Source organism: Micromonospora sp. NPDC049203, assembly GCF_043197215.1.
Lineage (GTDB): Bacteria > Actinomycetota > Actinomycetes > Mycobacteriales > Micromonosporaceae > Micromonospora.
On the sequence record NZ_JBICSV010000005.1, the window covers coordinates 463,420 to 483,290 of the forward strand.

21 protein-coding genes are annotated in these 19,871 nt (G+C 73.8%); 9 read left to right on the plus strand and 12 right to left on the minus strand.

Features of this window, described 5'->3' with window-relative positions; all coding sequences use genetic code 11:
- Positions 1-6 precede the first annotated feature (6 nt).
- Positions 7-930 (minus strand): 5'-3' exonuclease, encoded by a 924-nt coding sequence (locus ACGFIA_RS17525; RefSeq protein ID WP_357473444.1) that lies wholly within the window; start codon positions 928-930, stop codon positions 7-9.
- 100 nt (positions 931-1,030) lie between these two features.
- On the opposite strand from ACGFIA_RS17525, the gene ACGFIA_RS17530 reads away from it, so the two are divergent.
- Positions 1,031-2,116: a DUF4037 domain-containing protein gene (locus ACGFIA_RS17530; protein WP_357473447.1), complete on the plus strand. Its 1,086-nt coding sequence runs from the start codon at positions 1,031-1,033 to the stop codon at positions 2,114-2,116.
- Between the two features lie 127 nt (positions 2,117-2,243).
- A complete protein-coding gene (locus ACGFIA_RS17535) occupies positions 2,244-3,623 on the plus strand; it encodes a PHB depolymerase family esterase (protein ID WP_393260872.1) in 1,380 nt (459 codons plus the stop codon).
- A 78-nt stretch (positions 3,624-3,701) separates the two neighbouring features.
- Here ACGFIA_RS17535 and ACGFIA_RS17540 read toward each other — a convergent pair whose 3' ends face one another.
- The 4 genes from ACGFIA_RS17540 to ACGFIA_RS17555 all read right to left on the minus strand — a co-directional run bounded on the left by ACGFIA_RS17540 (position 3,702) and on the right by ACGFIA_RS17555 (position 6,190).
- Entirely contained in the window at positions 3,702-4,463 is a 762-nt protein-coding gene (locus tag ACGFIA_RS17540; RefSeq protein WP_393260875.1) for a glycosyltransferase family 2 protein, read from the minus strand.
- A gap of 84 nt (positions 4,464-4,547) precedes the next feature.
- The gene (locus tag ACGFIA_RS17545; protein WP_357473456.1) at positions 4,548-5,186 is read right to left on the minus strand and encodes a YdcF family protein; all 639 of its coding nucleotides are present in this window, start codon (positions 5,184-5,186) and stop codon (positions 4,548-4,550) included.
- A gap of 21 nt (positions 5,187-5,207) precedes the next feature.
- Positions 5,208-5,477 carry a DUF4873 domain-containing protein gene (locus ACGFIA_RS17550; protein ID WP_357384389.1) on the minus strand — a complete coding sequence of 90 codons (270 nt, stop codon included), beginning with the start codon at positions 5,475-5,477 and terminating at the stop codon, positions 5,208-5,210.
- The gene (locus ACGFIA_RS17555; protein ID WP_357481161.1) at positions 5,474-6,190 is read right to left on the minus strand and encodes a TetR family transcriptional regulator; all 717 of its coding nucleotides are present in this window, start codon (positions 6,188-6,190) and stop codon (positions 5,474-5,476) included. The genes ACGFIA_RS17550 and ACGFIA_RS17555 overlap by 4 nt, the downstream gene beginning before the upstream one ends.
- 48 nt (positions 6,191-6,238) lie before the next feature.
- Between ACGFIA_RS17555 and ACGFIA_RS17560 the strand changes: the two genes are divergently transcribed.
- On the plus strand, positions 6,239-7,141 hold the full coding sequence (locus ACGFIA_RS17560; protein ID WP_357384393.1) for a diiron oxygenase: 903 nt from the start codon (positions 6,239-6,241) through the stop codon (positions 7,139-7,141).
- 43 nt (positions 7,142-7,184) lie between these two features.
- Here the strand turns inward: ACGFIA_RS17560 and ACGFIA_RS17565 are convergent, their stop codons facing one another.
- The 5 genes from ACGFIA_RS17565 to ACGFIA_RS17585 form a co-directional block, all read right to left on the minus strand.
- Complete coding sequence (locus ACGFIA_RS17565; RefSeq protein ID WP_357384652.1) at positions 7,185-8,624, minus strand: cellulase family glycosylhydrolase; 1,440 nt, start codon at positions 8,622-8,624, stop codon at positions 7,185-7,187.
- A gap of 139 nt (positions 8,625-8,763) precedes the next feature.
- Positions 8,764-9,054 (minus strand): BON domain-containing protein, encoded by a 291-nt coding sequence (locus ACGFIA_RS17570; RefSeq protein ID WP_393260881.1) that lies wholly within the window; start codon positions 9,052-9,054, stop codon positions 8,764-8,766.
- A complete protein-coding gene (locus tag ACGFIA_RS17575; protein WP_357384395.1) occupies positions 9,048-9,614 on the minus strand; it encodes an STAS domain-containing protein in 567 nt (188 codons plus the stop codon). Before ACGFIA_RS17575 ends, ACGFIA_RS17570 begins: the two co-directional genes overlap by 7 nt.
- On the minus strand, positions 9,611-9,925 hold the full coding sequence (locus ACGFIA_RS17580; RefSeq protein ID WP_357384397.1) for a hypothetical protein: 315 nt from the start codon (positions 9,923-9,925) through the stop codon (positions 9,611-9,613). The genes ACGFIA_RS17575 and ACGFIA_RS17580 overlap by 4 nt, the downstream gene beginning before the upstream one ends.
- A gap of 9 nt (positions 9,926-9,934) precedes the next feature.
- Complete coding sequence (locus ACGFIA_RS17585; protein WP_357384399.1) at positions 9,935-10,300, minus strand: STAS domain-containing protein; 366 nt, start codon at positions 10,298-10,300, stop codon at positions 9,935-9,937.
- A gap of 149 nt (positions 10,301-10,449) precedes the next feature.
- Here ACGFIA_RS17585 and ACGFIA_RS17590 point away from each other — a divergent pair, with 149 nt between their 5' ends.
- From ACGFIA_RS17590 to ACGFIA_RS17605, 4 genes are all read left to right on the plus strand, one after another.
- Positions 10,450-11,124 (plus strand): response regulator transcription factor, encoded by a 675-nt coding sequence (locus tag ACGFIA_RS17590; protein WP_357384401.1) that lies wholly within the window; start codon positions 10,450-10,452, stop codon positions 11,122-11,124.
- Entirely contained in the window at positions 11,121-12,470 is a 1,350-nt protein-coding gene (locus ACGFIA_RS17595) for a sensor histidine kinase (protein WP_393260886.1), read from the plus strand. Before ACGFIA_RS17590 ends, ACGFIA_RS17595 begins: the two co-directional genes overlap by 4 nt.
- Positions 12,467-13,030 carry a GerMN domain-containing protein gene (locus ACGFIA_RS17600; RefSeq protein WP_393260889.1) on the plus strand — a complete coding sequence of 188 codons (564 nt, stop codon included), beginning with the start codon at positions 12,467-12,469 and terminating at the stop codon, positions 13,028-13,030. The genes ACGFIA_RS17595 and ACGFIA_RS17600 overlap by 4 nt, the downstream gene beginning before the upstream one ends.
- 141 nt (positions 13,031-13,171) lie before the next feature.
- Entirely contained in the window at positions 13,172-13,981 is an 810-nt protein-coding gene (locus ACGFIA_RS17605) for a SigB/SigF/SigG family RNA polymerase sigma factor (protein ID WP_357384407.1), read from the plus strand.
- 238 nt (positions 13,982-14,219) lie between these two features.
- Here the strand turns inward: ACGFIA_RS17605 and ACGFIA_RS17610 are convergent, their stop codons facing one another.
- Entirely contained in the window at positions 14,220-15,611 is a 1,392-nt protein-coding gene (locus tag ACGFIA_RS17610) for a PLP-dependent aminotransferase family protein (RefSeq protein WP_357384409.1), read from the minus strand.
- Between the two features lie 28 nt (positions 15,612-15,639).
- Here ACGFIA_RS17610 and ACGFIA_RS17615 point away from each other — a divergent pair, with 28 nt between their 5' ends.
- Complete coding sequence (locus ACGFIA_RS17615) at positions 15,640-16,572, plus strand: DMT family transporter (protein ID WP_393260891.1); 933 nt, start codon at positions 15,640-15,642, stop codon at positions 16,570-16,572.
- Positions 16,573-16,644: 72 nt separating this feature from the next.
- Here the strand turns inward: ACGFIA_RS17615 and ACGFIA_RS17620 are convergent, their stop codons facing one another.
- A complete protein-coding gene (locus tag ACGFIA_RS17620; RefSeq protein WP_357384413.1) occupies positions 16,645-17,850 on the minus strand; it encodes a hypothetical protein in 1,206 nt (401 codons plus the stop codon).
- Positions 17,851-18,169: 319 nt separating this feature from the next.
- Here ACGFIA_RS17620 and ACGFIA_RS17625 point away from each other — a divergent pair, with 319 nt between their 5' ends.
- The gene (locus ACGFIA_RS17625) at positions 18,170-19,735 is read left to right on the plus strand and encodes a pectate lyase (protein WP_357384415.1); all 1,566 of its coding nucleotides are present in this window, start codon (positions 18,170-18,172) and stop codon (positions 19,733-19,735) included.
- Positions 19,736-19,871 lie beyond the last annotated feature (136 nt).

Sequence of the window (19,871 nt, forward strand, 5' to 3'; positions counted from 1 at the left end):
AACTGATCACTGTCGGTCGCCCGCTAGTGCGTCCACCAGGCGGCGGCACGAGCCGGCCAGGTTCCAGCGCTGGGCCAGCTCCAGCAGCCGGTCCGGGTCGGCGGGGGCCGTCGGCAGCGTCGGGTCCAGCTCGGGCAGCGGCACGTCGGTGGCGACCCGGACCACCTTCGGCGCCACGGCCAGGTAGTCACGGGCGGCGTCGAGCTTGGCCCGCAGGCCGGGGGCGAAACCGGAGCGCGGGTCGTCGAGCGCGGCCAGGATGCCGTCCAGCCCGCCGTAGCGGTCGATCAGCCGGGCCGCGGTCTTCTCGCCGACCCCGGCCACACCCGGCAGCCCGTCGCTGGGGTCGCCGCGCAGCGCCGCGAAGTCGGCGTACCGGTCGGCCGGCACGCCGTAGCGGGTGCGGACCGCCGCGTCGTCGCAGTCGTCCAGCTTGGCCACGCCCCGGCCCACGTAGAGCAGGCGCACCGGATGCGCGTCGTCGACGAGCTGGAACAGGTCGCGATCGCCGGAGACCACCTCGACCGGGCCCGGCTGGGTCACCGCGAGCGTGCCGAGCACGTCGTCGGCCTCGTAGCCGGTCGCGCCCACGACCGGGATGCCGAGCGCGTCCAGCACCTCCAGGATCATCGGCACCTGCGGGGACAGCGTGTCCGGCACGACCTCGCCGCCCTCGGGCGCGACCCGGTGCGCCTTGTACGACGGCAGCAGCTCCACCCGCCACGCCGGGCGCCAGTCGTGGTCCATCGCGCAGATCATCCGGTCGGGCCGGCGGGTGCGCACGAGCTGGGCGAGCATGTCGAGGAAGCCGCGTACGGCGTTCACCGGCTGGCCGTCGCCGGTCCTGGCGGCCGACTCGGGGATGCCGAAGTAGGCGCGGAAGTAGAGGCTGGGGGAGTCGATCAGGAGGATCGGCTGTCGGTGTGCCACGCCGGCAAGCCTTCCACAGCCCTGTGACGAGATGGGGGAGGCGACCGCCGGGCGGGGAAACCCGGGGGCGCGCGGGGCCCGCGCTGCGCAGACTGGCGGGGTGAGCTTCGTACCCGGCCTGACCCTGGCCCGCCGGTTCCACGACGAGGTGGTGGGTCCGCTGCTGGCGCGGCGGCTGCCCGGCCTGCCGTACTCCGCCGGCCTGCTCGACGGCGGTTCCGAGCTGCTCGGCCTCGACACGCCGCGCTCCACCGACCACGACTGGGGCCCGCGTACCCAGGTCTTCGTGGCGGACGCGCACGACGTGGCACCGGTACGGGCGGTGCTCGACGCGGAGTTGCCGGCGCGGTTCCTCGGCTGGCCGACCCGGTACGCCGGCGGGCCGGAAGCGCGGCTCGGCACGGTCCACGCCGACGGCGCCCGGCACGGCGTGAGCGTGGACGAGCTGGGCGGATGGCTGCGGGAGCGGCTGGGCACCGACCCGCGCTCCGGGCTGACGACCGCCGACTGGCTGGCGACACCGACGCAGCGGCTGGCGGAGCTGACCGGGGGAGCGGTGTTCCACGACGGGCTCGACGGCGCGCTCACCGCCGTCCGGGCCCGGCTCGCCTGGTATCCGGACGACGTGTGGCGGCACGTGCTGGCGTCCGGCTGGCAGCGGGTCGCGCAGGCCGAGCACCTGGCCGGCCGGTGTGCCGAGGTCGGCGACGACCTGGGCAGCCGGGTCGTGGTCGCCGGACTGGCCCGGGATCTGATGCGCCTCGGCCTGCTGTTGCACCGGCGCTGGCCGCCGTACGCGAAATGGCTCGGCACGGTGTTCGCGACGCTGCCGGCCGCGACGCCGGTGGTGGACGGGCTCGGCGCCGCGCTCGGCCCGGGTGACTGGGCGGCCCGGGAGCCCGGCCTGGTGGGGGCGCTGGAGACGGTGGCCGGCTGGACCAACGACGCCGCGCTGGCGCCGCCGGTGGACCCGGCCGCCCGGCCGTTCCACGACCGGCCGTTCCTGGTGCTGCACGCCGGCCGGTTCGTCGAGGCGCTGCGCGCCGCGATCACCGACCCGCAGCTGCGCGACCGGCCGCCGGTGGGGGCGGTGGACCAGTACGTGGACAACGTGGACGTGCTCACCCGCCCGGACCGGGCGCGCCGGGTGGCCGCTGCGGTTGTCCGCCCGCCGGTCGGGGCCTAGACTCCGATTCGGGTCGCATCGATCCGCGACTGTCTATCTCGTCTCCGAGGGTCCGGGCCGCCCGTCGCAGGCGCCTCGCCGGCGAGAACGCTGCCACCTGCGGCGTTCCCACCACCGAGGAGAACACATGCTGTCCAGAATGAGCAGACTCCGGCTGCTCGGCGCGGCGCTGGCCGCCGCCGGGCTCGCCGTCGGGGCGGCGCTCGCCCTACCGGGGCCGGCCTCGGCCGCCGCGCTGACCGAGGTGACGAACTTCGGCACCAACCCGAGCAACCTGCGCATGTACCTGTACGTACCGGACACCGTCGCGGCCCGCCCCGGGCTGCTCGTGGTGAACCACTACTGCACCGGCAGCGGCCCGGCCATGTACTCCGGCACCCAGTTCGCGGCGCTCGCCGACCGGTACGGCTACATCGTGGTCTACCCGTCGGTGACCCGCAGCAGCAAGTGCTTCGACGTCTCCTCGCCGCAGGCGCTGCGCCGCGACGGCGGCAGCGACCCGGTGGGCGTCAAGTCGATGGTGGACTACGTGCGGCAGCGCTACCCGGTCGACTCGCAGCGGATCTTCACCACGGGCACGTCGTCCGGCGCGATGATGACGAACGTGCTGCTCGGCGACTACCCGGACGTGTTCCGGGCCGGTGCCGCGTTTGCCGGTGTGCCGTTCGGCTGCTTCGCCACCACGAACGGCTCCGAGTGGAACAGCGAGTGCGCCAACGGCCAGGTGCTGAAGACCCCGCAGCAGTGGGGTGACCTGGTGCGCAACGCCTACCCCGGCTACACCGGCCCGCGCCCGCGGATGCAGCTCTGGCACGGCACGAACGACGAGACGCTGCGCTACCCGAACTTCGGCGAGGAGATCGACCAGTGGACCAACGTGAACGGGCTGAGCCAGACGCCCGCGTACACGGACAGTCCGCAGCCCGGCTACACCCGCACCCGCTACGGCGGCACCGGCGGCACCGCGACTGTCGAGGCGATCAGCATGCAGGGCGTCACGCACAACCTGCCGGTCGACGCGGCCCAGGCCATCCGCTTCTTCGGCCTGGACTCCACCGCGCCCCCGACCACGGCGCCCCCGACGACCGCGCCCCCGACGAGCGCGCCCCCGACGACCGCGCCCCCGACCACGGCGCCGCCGACCACCGCGCCGCCCACCACCGCGCCACCGACCACGCCGCCGCCGTCGGGCGCCTGCCGGATCGGGTACGTGGTGAACGCCTGGAACAACGGGCTGACCGCCGCGGTGACCATCACCAACACGTCCACCACCGCGCTCAACGGCTGGACCCTCGCGTTCACGCTGCCGGGCGGCCAGACGATCACCGGCGGCTGGAACGCCACGTACAGCCCGTCCAGTGGCGCGGTGACCGCCCGCAACGTGTCCTACAACGCGTCGATCCCGCCGGGCGGCTCGGTGGACATCGGCTTCCAGGCCACCCACACCGGCAACACCGGTAGACCCGGATCGTTCACGCTCAACGGCAACCCCTGCACGAGCGCCTGACCATCAGCGCCGGTACGCCGGGACGGCGGCATCCCCGAGTGATGCCCGCCGTCCCGGCGAACCCGGGCGCCGGCCCGCTCAGCGGGTCCGGGCCGCGGACGTGCGCGACGACGTCGTGACGGCGGCGGCCGGGACGCCGTCCACAGCGGAGCGCCCGGTCAGCCGGGCGAGGGCGGAGGCGACCAGCGGCCGGTAGATCCGTACCGAGTCGGCGAGCGCGGAGAAGTGCGAACCCGCGTTGTCGCCGTGGTAGTGGGTGGCGATCTCCACCTGCTCGACCGGCAGCCCGGCGCGCGCCAGCCGCAGCAGCACCGTCATCTCGTACTCGAACCGGTCGCCGGGGAGCGTGCCGAGCCAGCCGAGCAGGGCCGCCGGGTAGGCACGCAGGCCGGTCTGGGTGTCGCGCACGTCCCGGCCGGTCGCCAGCCGGAACGCCACCCGCGTCGCCGCGTTGCCGAACCGGCTGCGCGCCGGGACCTCACCCTCGAATTCGCGTACGCCAAGCGTCGGCGCTCCGGTGACGCGCATCCGCTCCGCCACCCGGCACACGTCGGGCACGCTGTGCTGGCCGTCGGCGTCCACACACACCACGTCGCGTCCCGGGTGACGCGTCGCGGCGTACCGGAAGCCGGTGCGCAGCACCACGCCCTTGCCCCGGTTGACCCGGCGGCGCAGCACCGTCGCGCCCCGGGCGCGGGCCGCGCGCAACACGGCGTCGGCGGCCGGGCCGCTGCCGTCGTCGACGACGAGCACGTCCGCGCCGGGCAGCGCGTCCTTCAGGTCGCCGACCAGCGGTGGCAGCCGGTCGCCCGGTCGGTACACCGGCACGAGCACGATCACGGGGCCTCCCGGGGTGGTCTCGCCCGCCGGCACGGCCCGCCGGGTCGATCGAGGACGGTCGTACCCCCGGCGCGCTCGCGTGAATCACCGTCGGGGCGTGAGGCGTCCGATCCGGTCGGCGGCGCGGGTCAGCGTCCGCTCGCGGCGCAGCGACGCCTCCGGGGTACGCACACCCAGGAAGCCGATCCGGCTGAACGCCCGGGCGGCCCGCTCCCGCCGCACGGGCACCGGATCGGGCGCGGTCACCGGCACGTCGGCCAGCGCCGGGCCGGACAGGCCGAGCACGCGCGCGGCGAGCAGCCGGACGCGCGGCAGGTGCCACGGGTGGGAGACCAGCCCGAGCGGGCGCCGCCCGGTGAACTCCGCCCCGCCCAGCAAGCCGTCCTGGACGGTGTGCGCCAGGTTCTGCACTGTGGTGCGGGAGCGGGTCTCGGCGGCCGACCGGGCGTACGCGTCGAGCCCGGCCTCGCGCGCCAGCGCCCGCATCAGCTCGGCCTCGCGGAAGCCGGGCGGCGGGCCCGGCGCGCCGGCCGGGCCGTGCGGCCAGCCGCCGGTGAACACCACCCGCGCGTCCGGCGCGCGCCGGAACGCCTCGGCGTGTGCCCGGACGTAGGCCACCGCGGCCTCGGTGCGCGCGACGCTCTCCGCGGTGAGCCGGTAGCCGCCGTCGCCGGCCACCACTCCGCGGCCGAAGACCAGCAGCACTGTGGCGGGAGGCGTCATCCCTTCACGGTACGGCGCGGATCACTCGTCGTCCGGCGGCCAGGGCGGCGTGCCGACGCCGGTGATGCGGACGCCGCCCCACGGGTCCACCTCGGTCAGCCGGGCCCGGGTGGCCCGTTCGCCGATCCGGACCTCCACGTCGCGGCGGCCGGAGCGCAGCAGCCGGACCAGGCGCGGCTCCGGCTCCACCCGCCCGGCCCAGTGGTAGCGACCGTCGACCGGCTCGAACCGTCCACCGGCGTGCAGCCGTACCGTGGTGCCGGCGATCTCGGCCGTGCCCTCCCACGTCATCTGTCGATCCGCTCGTGCGCGCGGGTCAGCTCCGGCGGCAGGTCCGCGCCGCGCCGGACCCCCTCGATGCCGCTCCACAGCAGCGTGGTCAGGTATTCGGTGAGCGCGGCCCGGTGGATCGGCTGCCCGTGCGTGGTCCACCAGTCGCCGACCGCCTGGACGAACCCGACCAGCCCGTACGCCCACGGCTCGGCCGGGCCGGCGTCGAGGCCGAGCGCGCGCAGCCGGTCGCCGATGACCCGGGCCAGCCCGGTCGCGACCTGCCGGCTGGTGCCGGTGACCACCTGCTGGATGCCGGGGTGCCCGGACTCGTGCACGAGGAACCGGTAGAGCGAGGGCTCGAACTCCACCACGCTCAGGTACGCGTCGATTGTCGCCTCGACCAGCGCCCGCTCCTCGCGTACCTGCTCCACGGCGGGCGCGATGGCGGCCACCACGCGTTCCGCGACCACCTCGCTGACCGCGAGCCAGAGCTGGGCCTTGTCGGCGAAGTAGCGGTAGAGCACCGGTTTGCTGACCCCGGCGGTGGCGGCGACCTGGTCCATGTCGACGGTCGGGCCGTGCCGCAGCAGCGCCTGCACGGCGGCCGCGATCAGTTCCTGCCGCCGCTGTTCGCGGTGGTCGGCCCAGCGGTCGCGCCGCCCGCCGGGGCGGGGCGCGGCCGGCTCCCCGGCGGAGTCGGGGCCATTGACATCGGTGGTGGTGCGTCGCATGCTACCACTCGTAACAGTTACTCGAAGTTACGTCAATATGGAGGGGTCATGGAGCGGACGACGGCCGGATTCCCCCGCGAGGCGGTCGCCGATCGACTGCTCTCCGCCTCGGTGCGCACCAGCTACGACCCCGTGGTCGACATCGACTGGTCGGCGCCGCCGGTGCCCGGCGCGTACTGGCTGCCGCCGTCGCGCAGCAGCCTCTACGGCACCGCGCTGTGGGACGGCCTCACCGAGGGCCAGCGGGTCGAGCTGACCAAGCACGAGGTCGCCAGCGCGGCCAGCGCCGGGATCTGGTTCGAGACGATCCTCATGCAGATGCTGATCCGGCAGTACTACGACGCCGACCCGACCAGCCGGCACGCCCAGTACGCGCTCACCGAGGTCGCCGACGAGTGCCGGCACTCCATCATGTTCGGCCGGCTCATCGAGGCGACCGGCGCCCCGGTCTACCGCGCCGAGCCGTTCGACCACCTGCTCGGACGCTGGCTCAAGTCCACAGCCGCGGGCCCGCAGATGTACGCGGCCATCCTGATCGCCGAGGAGATCCTCGACTCGTTCCAGCGCGAGATCATGGCCGACGAGTCGTTGCAGCCGCTGATCCGCATGGTGTCACGCATCCACGTGGTGGAGGAGGCGCGGCACGTGCGATTCGCCCGTGACGAGCTGACCCGGCAGGTCGAGGCCGCCGGGCCGGTGGCGCTCGCGTACGCGCGTCTGGTGATCGGCCGGGCCGCGTACTCGATCACGCGGCGGCTGGTGCACCCGCGGGCGTACGCGGCGGTCGGGATCGACCCGGCGGCCGGCCGGGCCGCGGCGCGGGCCAACCCGCACTGGCGGGCCACGCTGCGCTGGTCCGCGCAGCGAATCGCCGACCACCTGACCGAGCTGGGACTCGTCGCCGGGCCGGGCCGGGTGCTGTGGCGCCGGGCCGGGCTGGTGGAGGGCTGACCGGCGGCGACCCGAAGGGGAAGGACCGCCGCCGGCCGCCCGGTCAGGAGGTGGGGAAGTTGTCCGGGGTACGGATCCGGTCGCGCATGTACGCGCCGGACTCGGTGAGCACCGACGTCCCGCCGAACGAGCCGGACGCGCAGGTGCCCGGCCGCAGCGCCGCCGAGCCCTCGGGGGCGTCCGAGAACGTCCAGTTGGCGTAGCTGATCTTCAACCGGTCGAGCAGGTCGAGCCAGGCGTTGCTGCTGGCGGTGTCGACGGCGCCGTCACCGGTGTAGGTGACGGTGCCGAACTCGGTGACGAACAGCGGGAGCCGGCTCGCCGCCCGCTGCACCTCGTTGCGGTAGTTGTCCTTGTGCGACGCGGCGTAGAAGTGGAACGTGTACATGATGTTCTGCGCCCGCACCGGGTTGTCGACGATCTCGTCGGAGTTGGCGCCGTCGGAGACGCCGAGCGAGGACCAGCCGCGCGTGCCGACGATGACCACCGCGTCCGGGTCGTTCGCCCGGATCACCGGGATGACCTGCTCGGCGTAGTTGCGGATGGTCGACCAGCTGACCCCGTTCGGTTCGTTGGTGATCTCGTAGATCACGTTCTTCTTCGCGGCGTTGCGCGCCGACACGTTGGCGAAGAACGTCTTGGCCCGGTCCAGGTTGTACGTCGGGTCGCCGGGCGTCAGCGTGTGGAAGTCGATAAGCGCGTACATGCCCCGGGCCTCGGCCTTGTCCACGAGCGAGTTCACCTGGTTGGTGAAGCCGGCCGGGTTGGTCTCGTAGCCCTGCTCCTGCACGTACATCGAGATGCGCAGCAGGTCGGCACGCCAGTCGTTCGCCAGCACGTCGAGCGAGGCGTCGGTGTAGCAGTTGGCGAACCACTGGAGGCCGTGGGTGCTCATGCCGCGCAGCTGGATCGGCCGTCCGTACTGGTTGCAGAGGTTGACGCCGCAGACCCGCAACTGGCCGTTGATCGCGACCGGCGTGGTGCCGGTCGGCGGGGGTGGCGTCGTGGGCGGCGGGGTCGTGGGCGGGGGAGTGGTCGCCGGTGGCGGCGTGCTCGTGCCGCCGGTGCAGGCCGTGCCGTTGAGCGTGAACGACGTGGGGCTCGGGTTCGACCCGGTCCACGAGCCGTTGAAGCCGACTGTGGTGCTCGCGCCGGTGCCGAGCGCGCCGTTGTAGTCCAGGCTGCGCGCGGTGACCGCCGGGCCGCTCTGCTGCCAGGTGGCCGACCAGCCCTGCACGACCCGCTGGCCGCCGTCGGGGAAGGTGAAGCCCAGCGTCCAGTTGCTCACCGGGTCGCCGAGGTTGCGCACCGTGACGCCGGCGGTGAAGCCGCCGGGCCACGAGTTGGTGGTGTAGGTGACGGCGCAGCCGGTCGCCGCCATCGCGTTCGTCGACGGCAGCACGGCGGTCGCCGCCAGGGCGAGCGCGCCTACCGCGCCGCCGACGAGCAGGTGCCGCCGGGACGGGCGGGGAATCGAGAACATACGGGAAGGTCCCATCGTCTGGATGGTGATCGGACGGTGCCCGTCGTGAACCTGCCCGGAAAGCTCGACGTGGCGGCCTGGGGGAGCGCTCCCACGGCAGAGCGTAGAGGTGGACGCCGATGCGTGCAACCACCGCGGCTCAGCGGCCGCCGCGCCGCCCGCCGTAGAGCCGCAGCGCGTTGCAGACGTCGAACACGCCCGGCACGTCCCAGGCCAGCTCGGCGGCGACCAGACGCGTCGCCGGGTCGGCCACCAGGCCGGCGAGGATGACCACCCGGTTCTGCACGGTCACGGTGATCTGCTGCCGCCGGGTGGTCCAGTCGGCGCTGAGCCGCTGCGCGACGAGCGACGCGAGCCGGGTGTCCGCGTCGTCGGGATCCGGCCCGCCGCCGGTGAACGGGAACTCGGGGTACGGCCAGGGCATCACCACGGGGAGGGCTCCTTCTGTTCGGTCAGGACCGGCCGGCGGGACGCGGGCCCCGGTGCCGGGACGCGGCCGTCGACGACTGTGAAGACGCCGTCGAGCCGCATGGTGTGCAGCACGGTGAGCACGAACCGCGACGGCGACAGCAGGCCCAGCCGCCGGCCGTCGCGCCGGGCGTCCTGGTGCGCGCGCACCAGCAGGCTGAGCCCGGCGGAGTCGATCACCTCCAGCCCGGACAGGTCGACCAGCTCCAGGTCGCCGCGGACGGAGCGCTCGGCGAGGGCACGGCGTACCGTCGCGGCCGGGTCGACGTCGTGGGCGGCCGGTGTGCCGGCGACCTGTTCCAGCTCGTCCAGGCCCAGGCCGTCGTCGGCGATGGCCGCCCGGGTGCTGCACCGGGGGCAGTGGTGCGGTCCGGACGCGAACGGGGAGCCGACCCAGTCGTGCTCGAACACCAGCGTCCACACCACCTCGGCGTCGGGCAGTGTGGCGCCCGTGCCGGTGACGCTGTCGCCGCAGCCGTCGCAGATGAGCATCATCAGGTGGTCCGCGGGTACGACAGTCACACCTCCTCCTTTCGCCGGCCACCCGGCGCGGGCGGCGTCTGCCCCTCGGCCTCCGACCGGCCGGCGGCCACCACCGCGAGCACGACCGCCACGGCGGCGAAGCCGATCTCGACCATCAGCGGCAGCAGCGTCGAGCCGCCGGTGCGGTGATCAACCAGCCCGACCACGATCGCGCCGAGCAGTGCGGCCGCCACGCCGAGCGCGAGCGTCAGCCAGACCGGGACGGCCTTGCGCCCGGGCAGGACGAGGCGTCCCAACCCGCCGACGGCCAGGCCCACCACGAGCGCTCCGACGAGCGTGCTGCCGGTCACCTATCCTCCTCAGCGTGCTGCGGACGCGACCCGGGCCCGGCCGCGCGCGGCCGGACGGGGCGTGTCGACGACGGGTACCGCACCGAGCCCGGAGGTCTCCAGGATGCGCCGGATCCGCGGGTGTGGATTGCTCAGCGTGAGCCGGCCGTCCTGCCGCGCCAGCCGGCGGTGCACGTCCAGCAGCAGCGCGACGGCGGCCGGGTCCACATGCCGGCATCCGGCGAGGTCGATCGTCAGCTCGCGGGGCCGCAGCGCGAGGATGCGGTCCAGCACGTGGGCGACCTCGGGCAGCCCGGCGAGGTCCAGCTCGTCGGTGATGTCCACGCGCACGTGCGGCACGGCGGACTCCGGCGGGGACGGCAGGGTGGCGGGCATCGCGTCGCTTCCGTGGTCGGATCGGGGCAGACCTCACTCTGCGCGCGGATCTTGGAGGTCCCCGGACGGTTGTATGACGGTTCGATGACAAAAACCACGAACGGCCTACGCGATTGGGCGACCCGTGCGGGGCCGGTCATGATGCCCATATGACGGCCGTACTGGTGATCGAGGACGACGACCGCATCCGGCTCGCGCTGCAGCTCGCCCTGGAGGAGGAGGGCTACGAGGCGTACGGCGAGCCGACCGCCGAGGACGGCCTGCGCCGGCAGCGGGAGAAGCCGGCGGACTACGTGCTCGTCGACCTGATGCTGCCCGGCATGAACGGCTTCGACTGCATCCGGCAACTGCGCCGCGACGACGACGTGCCGGTCGTGGTGATCAGCGCCCGCGACGACACCCACGACATCGTCGCCGCGCTGGAGGCCGGCGCCGACGACTACGTGGTGAAGCCGGTCGCGATCAAGGAGCTGTCCGCCCGGCTGCGGGCGCTGCGGCGGCGCGTACGCACGGTGTCCGGACCCGTCCCCGCCCAGTTCTTCGGCGACCTGGAGATCAGCGCGGAGGCCGGCGAGGTGCGGCGCTCGGGCCAGCCGGTGCCGGTCACCCGGACCGAGTTCCGGCTGCTCTGCGAGCTGGCCGAGCACGCCGGGCGGGTGCTGTCGCGCCAGCAGTTGCTCAGCCGGGTCTGGGGCTACGAGACCGGCGACGAGCGGCTGGTCGACGTGCACGTGGGCCGGCTGCGGCAGAAGATCGAACCCGACCCGGCCAATCCGCGCCACCTGGTCACCCTGCGCGGTCTCGGCTACAAGCTGCAGCGATGACCCGTCCCGGACTCCGCGCCCGGGTCACCGCGGCGTTCGCCGTCGGCGCGTTGCTGCTGTCGGCGCTGATGGCCCTCTTCTCGTACGACCTGACCCGGCGCTCGCTGCTCGACGAGCGGGAGCGCGCGGCGGTGCGGGCCGCCTACTACGACGCCGCCGTGGTCCGCTCCGGCCTGGACACCGGCACCCCGGACGTGGTGGCGGTGCTGCGCTCGCTCGACACCGGCAGCGCCCGCCGGCCGCTGCTGCACCTGCCCGACGGCTGGTACGCCCGGACCGCCGACGTGGGCGCCAGCTCGGTGCCGCCGGAGTTGCAGCGCATGGTGGCCGACGGCAAGCCCGCGGTGCAGCGCATCCGGCTCGACGGTCAGCCCGCGCTGCTGGTCGGCGTACCGCTGCCCGGCGCGCTCGGCTACTACGAGCTGACCTCGCTGCGGGAGGTCGAGGAGACCTTCCAGGTGGTGGGGCTGGCGCTGATCGCCGTGGCGATCATGGTCGCCGGGGCGGGCGCGGCGCTCGGCTGGTACGCCACCCGGCACAGCCTGCGGCCGCTCACCGCGGTGGCCGACGCGGCGGAGCGGATCGCGGGCGGCGATTTCGCCACCCGGCTCGACCCGACCACCGATCCCGACCTCACCCGCCTGTCCAGCTCGTTCAACGAGATGGTCGACAAGCTGGTGCACCGCATCGAGCGGGACCGGCGCTTCGCCGCCGACGTGAGCCACGAGCTGCGCTCGCCGTTGCAGACCCTGTCCGCCGCCGCGAGCGTGCTCAACCGTCGCCGGGAGCACCAGGACGAACGCACCGCGACCGCGGCGGGCCTGGTGGCCGACGAGGTGACCCGGTTCCAGCGCCTGGTCGACGACCTGATCCAGCTGGCCCGCACCGAGCAGCCGGCCCACCGCGAGACGGTCGACGTGGTGGAGCTGGCCCGGGCCTGCTGCCGGGAGCGGTCGCTGCCGGAGAGCCTGGTGACTGTCGACGGCGACGCCCCGCACCTGTGGTGGGTCGACCGGCGCAGGTTCGCCCAGACACTGCTGAACCTCGTCGAGAACGCCGAGCGGTACGGCGGCGGGCCGGTCGCCGTACGCCTGGGCGGGCGCGACGGCGTGGGCGTGCTGGAGGTCGACGACGCCGGTCCGGGCGTGCCACCCGCCGACCGCGAGATCATCTTCGACCGGTTCGTCAGGGGCCGGGCGGCGCACGACCGGGCCGGCACCGACGGCACCGGCCTCGGGCTCGCCCTGGTGGCGCAGCACGCCGCCGCGCACGGGGGAACGGCCGCCGTGCTGGACCGCGAGCCCGGCGCGCGCTTCCGCGTGGAGCTGCCCGGAGCGATGCGATGAGCCGGCGGCGGCTCCTGCCCGGCCTGCTCGTGGCCGTGCTGCTGGCCGGCTGCGGGGTGCCGGTGGACGACGAGCCCCGGCTGGTGCAGACGCCGCCCGGTGCGTTCCCGACCCCGGCCGTTTCCTCGACCGTCGACGCGGACGGGCGGGTGGACGAGCCGTTCTGTTTCGTCCGGGACGACGGCCTGGTCGTGGTCAAGCGCCGGGTCGACGGGCTGCCGGGGGTGGACGCGCACCTTCAGCACCTGCTGGCCGGGCCGGACGGCGGCGAGCGCCGGCAAGGGCTGAGCACGGCGCTTCCGGGCACCGTGGCGGTGGCCGGGGCGACGCTCGTCGGCACGCTGGCCACCGTCGACGTGCGCCAGGCGGGGGAGGAGACCGGCCGCAACGACGAGGTGCTCGCCTTCGGGCAGATCGTGTGCAGCCTCACTCAACGGCCCGACGTGTACAGCGTCGTGTTCCGCCGGGACGGGCAGCCGCTGGAGGTGCCGCGCGCGGACGGAAGCCTCTCCGCGCTGCCGCTCACCGCCGCCGACTACCGGCCGCTGATGCCCCGCTGACGCACCCTGATCGACCCTATGTCCGCATTGACACGAAATCTCCATCGTCCGTTCGGTTGATTTGGCCGTGGCCTTTGGTCTAGTGTGGCTGGCACGACCGGTGTGGGAGGCCACCCGTTCTCCGAGGACAGGAAGGGCAGCATGACCACGATGACCATGGCATCGACCGCGACCGAGGTGCACCGCGCGCCGCAGACCGGTGAGGAGTCCCGTGCCAGCGAGCTGATCACGGCGCTCGCCGCACTGCCCGCCGACCACCCGCAGCGGGCCGCCCTGCGCAACCAGGTCATCGAGGCGTGGCTGCCGCTGGCCAACCACCTCGCCGCCCGCTACAGCGGTCGCGGCGAGCCCGCCGGCGATCTGGCGCAGACCGCGGCGCTCGGCCTGATCAAGGCGGTCGACCGGTTCGACGCCTCGCGCGGTGTCGACTTCGCCGGCTTCGCCATCCCGACGATCCTGGGCGAGATCAAGCGGCACTTCCGCGACCGCACCTGGAACATCCGGGTCCCGCGCCGCCTCCAGGAGCTGCGGCTGCGCATCTCCGAGGCCAACAGCACGCTGACCCAGACGCTCAACCGGGCCCCGACCGTCGCCGACATCGCCGCCCACCTCGACGTCACCGAGGAAGAGGTCCTCGAGGGCCTGGAGGGCGCCCGCGCGTACAACGCGGTCTCGCTGTCCACCCCGATCGGCGACGGCGACAGCGCCACCGAGCTGGGCGACACCCTCGGCGCCGAGGACAACGAGTACGAGCTGGCCGAGCTGCGCGCCTCGCTGGGCCCGGCGCTCGCCACCCTCGACGAGCGCGAGCAGAAGATCCTCACGCTGCGCTTCTACGGCAACCTGACCCAGAGCGAGATCGCCGCCCGGGTCGGTGTCTCCCAGATGCACGTGTCCCGGCTGCTCGCCCGCGCGCTGACCAAGCTGCGTGGCCAGCTCACCGAGGCCTGATCCACCCCGACCACGACCCCCGCCGGCCACCCGGCGGGGGTCGAGTCGTGTGCACCCACTCCGGACCCTCTGTAGATCTTGGTACGGAAGCGCCCCCATGAGGGCGGGCCCGTACCAAGATCCGCGCAGTCCTGACCCCGGCCGGCGGACTCTGCGTTGATCTTGCACTTTCGGCCCTATTCTTGTCGGGATTGTTCCCTCTGCCGGGGCCGAAAGTGCAAGCTCGCGGGGGCGAGGGTCAGTGGGGGAGGGCTGTGGACAGACGGCGGACGGCTTCGTCCATCTGTTCGGGTGGGGCGGCGGCGTAGGTGAGGCGCAGGTGCGGGGCGGGGGGTTCGGCCGCGTACCAGGGGCGCCCCGGGAAGACGGTGACCCCGGCCGCGGCGGCCGCCGCCGTCACCGCGACGTCGTCGACGCCGTCGGGCAGGCGTACCCACAGGTGCAGGCCACCGCGGGGGACGTCGCGCGGCGCCAGTGCCGGCAGGTGCCGGTCCAGCGCGGCGAGCAGCGCCTCCCGCCGGGCCCGCAACTCCCGGCGCAGGGTACGGCGGTGCCGGTCCCACGCCGGCGCGGTGAGGAACTCCAGCGCGGCCTGTTGCAGCGGCCCGGCGACGAAGAGGTCGTCGAGCAGGCGGGCGGCGCGCAGCCGCGCCCCGGCCGGCCCGCGCGCGCCGAGCGCGGCGATCCGCAGGCCGGGCGCGGCCGGCTTGGTCAGCGACCGCAGGTAGACGACGTGCCCGTCCGGGTCGTCGGCGGCGAGCGGCGGCGGGGCCTCGCCGTCGACGGTGAGGTCGCGGGCGTAGTCGTCCTCGATCAGGAACGCGCCGGCCTCGCGTACCGCCTCGGCGACCTGGTCGCGGCGGGCCGGTGCGAGCGTCGCGCCGTGCGGGTTGGCGTGCAGCGGCTGGCAGTAGAACACCCGCGCGCCGGTGCGGGCGAACGCGGCGGCGAGCTGGTCGGGCCGTACCCCGTCGGAGTCGGCGGGTACGGGCACCACCCGCAGCCCGGCCGCGCGGGCGGCGGCGAGCGCGCCGAGGTAGGTGGGGGACTCGACCAGAAGCGTGTCGCCGGGCGTGGTGAGTGCCCGCAGGGTCGACGAGAGCGCGGCCTGCCCGCCCGGGCAGATCACCATGTCCTCGGCGCGCAGGCCGCCACCGGATTCGCGGGCGAACCAGGCTCGCAGGTCCGCCCGCCCCTCCACCGGGCCGCGCTGCCACGTGGCGGGCTGGCGGGCGGCACGGGCGAGCGCCGCGCCGAGTGCGGCGGCGGGCTGGAGATCCGGGTCCAGGTAGCCACCGGTCAGCGGGATCGCGCCCGCCGGAGGTAGGGCCAGCAGCGCCTGCATCTCCTCCTCGCCGCCCCGCCTCGGGCCCAGCGCGACCGTCTGCCACGACAGGTCCGCCCGCTGCGGCCCGGTGCGCCGGGCGGCCACGAACGCGCCACGCCCCGGCCGCGTCTCGATCAACCCGTCCGCGACGAGCCGCCGGGTCGCCTCGGCGACTGTCACGGGGGAGACGTGATGGCGCGCGGTCAGCTCCCGCACGGACGGCAGCCGCGTGCCCGGGGCGGCGGATGCCGCCAGCGCACCCAGGTGCCGGACGAGGTGGTCGATAGCGCTACCATCATTCATGAAGGAACAGAGTAGCGCTACTGCCGTGATGACGGTAACGGTCAGGCCGGGCGGCGGGGTCGCCCCCGGCACGCTGGGGGTGCTGGCCTTCAGCATGTCGCTGCCGGCCACCCGCGTCGCGGTGCACACACTCGACCCCTGGTTCGTCGCGTTCGGACGCGCGGTCGGCGCGGCGCTGCTGGCGTGGGCCTACCTGCGCCTGACCGGTGCGCCGCGCCCCACCCGGGACCAGTGGCGACGGCTGTCGATCGTCGCGCTCGGCGTCGTCGTCGGCTTCCCGCTGTTCACGTCGCTCGCGCTCACCACGCAGACCTCCGCGCACGGCGCGGTGGTCGTCACCGTGCTGCCCGCCATGACCGCGGTGTTCGCGGTGCTGCGGGCCGGGGAGAGGCCGCCGCCGCTGTTCTGGCTCGCCGGCGCGGCCGGTCTGGCGCTGGTGCTCGCGTTCCTCACCGCCGGCGGCTCGATCCGCGGCGCGCTGTCACCGGCCGACGCGTTCCTGCTCGCCGCCGTGGTGCTCTGCGGTCTCGGGTACGCCGAGGGCGGCAGGCTGGCCCGCGAACTCGGCGGCGCCCGGACGATCTGCTGGGCGTTGCTGCTGTCGCTCCCGGTCACCGTGCCGGTCACCGGGATTGCCGCGTTCCTGCACCGCCCGCAGGGCGGCGTCGCCGCCTGGACCGGATTCGGCTACCTCACAGTCGTGTCGATGTTCCTCGGCTTCTTCGCCTGGTACGCCGGGCTGGCCCGGGGCGGGATTGCCAAGGTCGGCCAGATCCAGCTCGTCCAGCCGGTGCTCACGCTGGTGTGGTCGGCAGTGCTGCTGGGTGAGGCGGTCACGCCCGGCGCGCTGGTGGTGGCGGGTGCGGTGCTCGCCTGCGTCGTGCTCATCCAGCGCACCCGGGGCGGCGCGGCGCCGGGCGTGACAGCGGGTCATCAGGCGTCGGTGAACAAGGCGGCGTAGCGGTTCAGGTGCAGCCGCCAGCCCCGTCGTGAGCGACGCCGTCGCGGACCGACTCCCAGCCCGGACCCCGCCTCAGCAGGCCGGGATGGCGCCGGTCACGCTGGAGACGTACGCGTGGCTGACGAAGTGACCTGACGCGAGTCGGTTCCACTGGCTGGTCGTCCGGTACGGCCCGCTCACCGACTGGCCGGTGACCGAGCACTCGATCGGCACGTTGGCGTAGGTGGCGGCCAGCCCGACGACGGGGTTGCTCGTGGCCGGGCCGGAGCGGATGTTGAGCGGGCCGCTGCCGATCCGGCCCCGGGTGCCGCTGCCGGTCCAGAGGTAGGCGACGTCGACCCAGGCGTTGTCGGTGAGCAGCAGTCCGTCCCAGAACGTGCCGTCGGCGAGGTCGATGCCGGCCGGGCTGCCCACCACGCGCCCGAACTGGTCCCGGCCTCCGTTGTAGCCGCTCTGGTACGCCGCCTGCGCCTCGGGCCGGCCCTGCGGCAGGTCCTTCCACGACTCGCGGACACTGCTCGGGTTCCAGTAGTCGTCCTTCGTGTTCCACGGCCCCATGTCCCAGACCGGCGCGTACTCGCAGCGGCTGCGGGTCGTGGTGCAGACCCGGACGGTGTAGTCGCCGGTGTTCCTCGGCGCCAGGCCACGGGCCGACGGCAGCGCGACGAAGTGGTCCCGCGAGACGATCACGTGCCCGTTGGCGGTGGTGCCGCCGACCAGCCCCTCCCGCGTGGCGTACACCCGGTAGGTGAGGCCCGGGGTGGCGGCCGTGACGGCGGCGACCGAGTCGGCGACGAGCCGGACCGCGCGCACGGTGGGCGCGGCGGTCGGCCGCTCGGCGGTGAGGGCCACCCGGATCTGCACCCGGGTGACCGGCTGGTCGAAGACGGCGGCGCCGGAGAGGGACCGCCACTCGGTCCACGCGCCCGATCGCCAGCCGCGTGCCGCCACCTCGACGGCGCCGCCGGGGGTCGCCTCGACGTCGGCCCGGACCCGGTTGGCCGGCGCGGCGAGTGGGTGGGGCGCGGTGACGAGCATGCCCCCGGCCGTCGGCCGGCGCTGGGCTGCCGGCCGGCTCGCCGTGTCGGCGAGGCGCAGTCCGGCGTCGGTCCAGCGGACGCCGACGTCGTCGGCGTCGACGACGGTGAGGTCGGCGGTCCACGCGCTGCCGGTGGCCGTGGGTTCCGCCGGGGGTGCGGCGGGCGCCGGGGAGACGGCCAGGACGGCGGCGAGCGCGCCGGCGGCCGCGGCCAGCGGGGTCCTGCGGGGATGGGGCATGGCGCTCCTCGTGAGGGCAGTAAGTAGACGAGTGTCGATCTCCAGAGTGAGGTGCAGGCAACCACCGATCGCGCGTCCCGTCAAGAAGGCGGCGCGGCCGGGCGGTGCAAAAAACCTGCAAACGCCAGCTCTTGCCTTCCTGGAAAGCGCTTTCATACGATTGCGTTACATCGATGTTTCATGTGCGGGCCGGGCATCGCAGATGAACCACATTCGCTGGCGGCGCGCCTGATCGCGTCGCGGCTCCTCATTATTCCCATTCGGTGGCTGCCGCTGCTCGGCGGCGATTCCCGCATGCTCGAAAAAGGAATGAGGCGACATGAGAAGAACAGTCACGCTGCGACTCCACGCGGCACTGGCAACGGCGGTCGTCGGTATCGCCGTCGCCGTGGTGATGCCGTCCCCGCAGGCGTCGGCGGCGGCGGGCAGCGCCACCGGCTACGCCACCCAGAACGGCGGCACCACCGGCGGCGCGGGCGGCCAGACCGTACGCGCCACCACCGGCACCGCGATCCACGCGGCGCTGTGCAACCGGGCCAGCAGCAGCACCCCGATCACCATCGAGGTGACCGGGACCATCAACCACGGCAACACCAGCAAGGTCTCCGGATCGAGCTGCAACACCGCCGACGGCGTGATCGAGCTGAAGCAGATCAGCAACGTCACCCTCATCGGGGTGGGCAGCGGTGCCGTCTTCGACCAGCTCGGCATCCACATCCGCGACTCGCGCAACATCATCATCCGCAACGTCACGGTGCGCAACGTCAAGAAGTCGGGCTCGCCGACCTCCAACGGCGGCGACGCGATCGGCATGGAGAGCACCGTCCGCAACGTGTGGGTCGACCACGTCACGCTGGAGGCGTCCGGTGGCGAGTCGGAGGGCTACGACGGCCTGTTCGACATGAAGGACGACACCCAGTACGTGACGCTGTCGTACAGCATCCTGCGCAACTCCGGCCGGGGTGGCCTGATCGGATCCAGTGAGAGCGACCGCGGCAACGGCTACATCACGTTCGAGCACAACCTGTACGAGAACATCGACTCCCGTACGCCGTTGCTGCGCGGCGGCATCGCCCACATGTACAACAACCACTACAACGGGCTGCACGAGTCGGGCATCAACTCCCGGGCCGGCGCGCGGGCCAAGGTGGACAACAACTACTTCCGCAACTCCAAGGACGTGCTCGGCACGTTCTACACCAGCGAGCGCGGCACCTGGCAGGTCAGCGGCAACATCTTCGACAACGTGACCTGGTCCTCGCCCGGCAGTGACAACTACCCGGCGGGTCCGAACGTGACGTCCACGACCACTGTGAGCGTCCCGTACTCGTACCGGCTCGACGGGGCGAGCTGCGTGCCGGACATCGTGCGGCAGACCGCCGGCGCCAACACCGGCCTGCGCGTCTCCGACGGCAACTGCACGCCGCAGTCCCCGGCCCCGACCACGCCGGGGCCGACCACCCCGGCGCCGACCACGCCGCCGCCGGGAACGACCACGCCGCCCCCGTCCGGCGGGACCAACCTGAGCCTCGTCTCCGGTGCCGGCGCGGACGGTTCCAGCAAGGCCGACGGCACCAGCTACGGCAACGTGCGCGACGGCAACCTGAGCACGTACTGGTCGCCGTCCGGGTCGACCGGCACGATCTCGATCAAGTGGGGCTCGGCCACCACCGTGTCCCGCGTGGTCATCCGTGAGCCGTCCGGCACCTCGGGTTCGATCGGGTCGTGGCAGCTCGTCAACAACGACAACGGCGCGGTGCTCGCCTCCGGCAGCGGGGCCGGCCAGATCACCTTCGGCGCGACCTCGCTGAAGAAGATCAACTTCAAGATCAACAGCTCCAGCGGTACGCCGAGAGTCGGCGAGTTCGAGACGTACGCCAGTTAGTAGTCACAAACGAGCGGGGGGGGGGGGGGGGGGGGCGGCCCCCCCCCGGGCCGGGGGGGGGGCGGCGGGGGGGGTGGGGGGGGGTGTGTTTTAACAGGCCGCCCAGAAAACAGAGCAGAGGGATGGAGGAAGCACA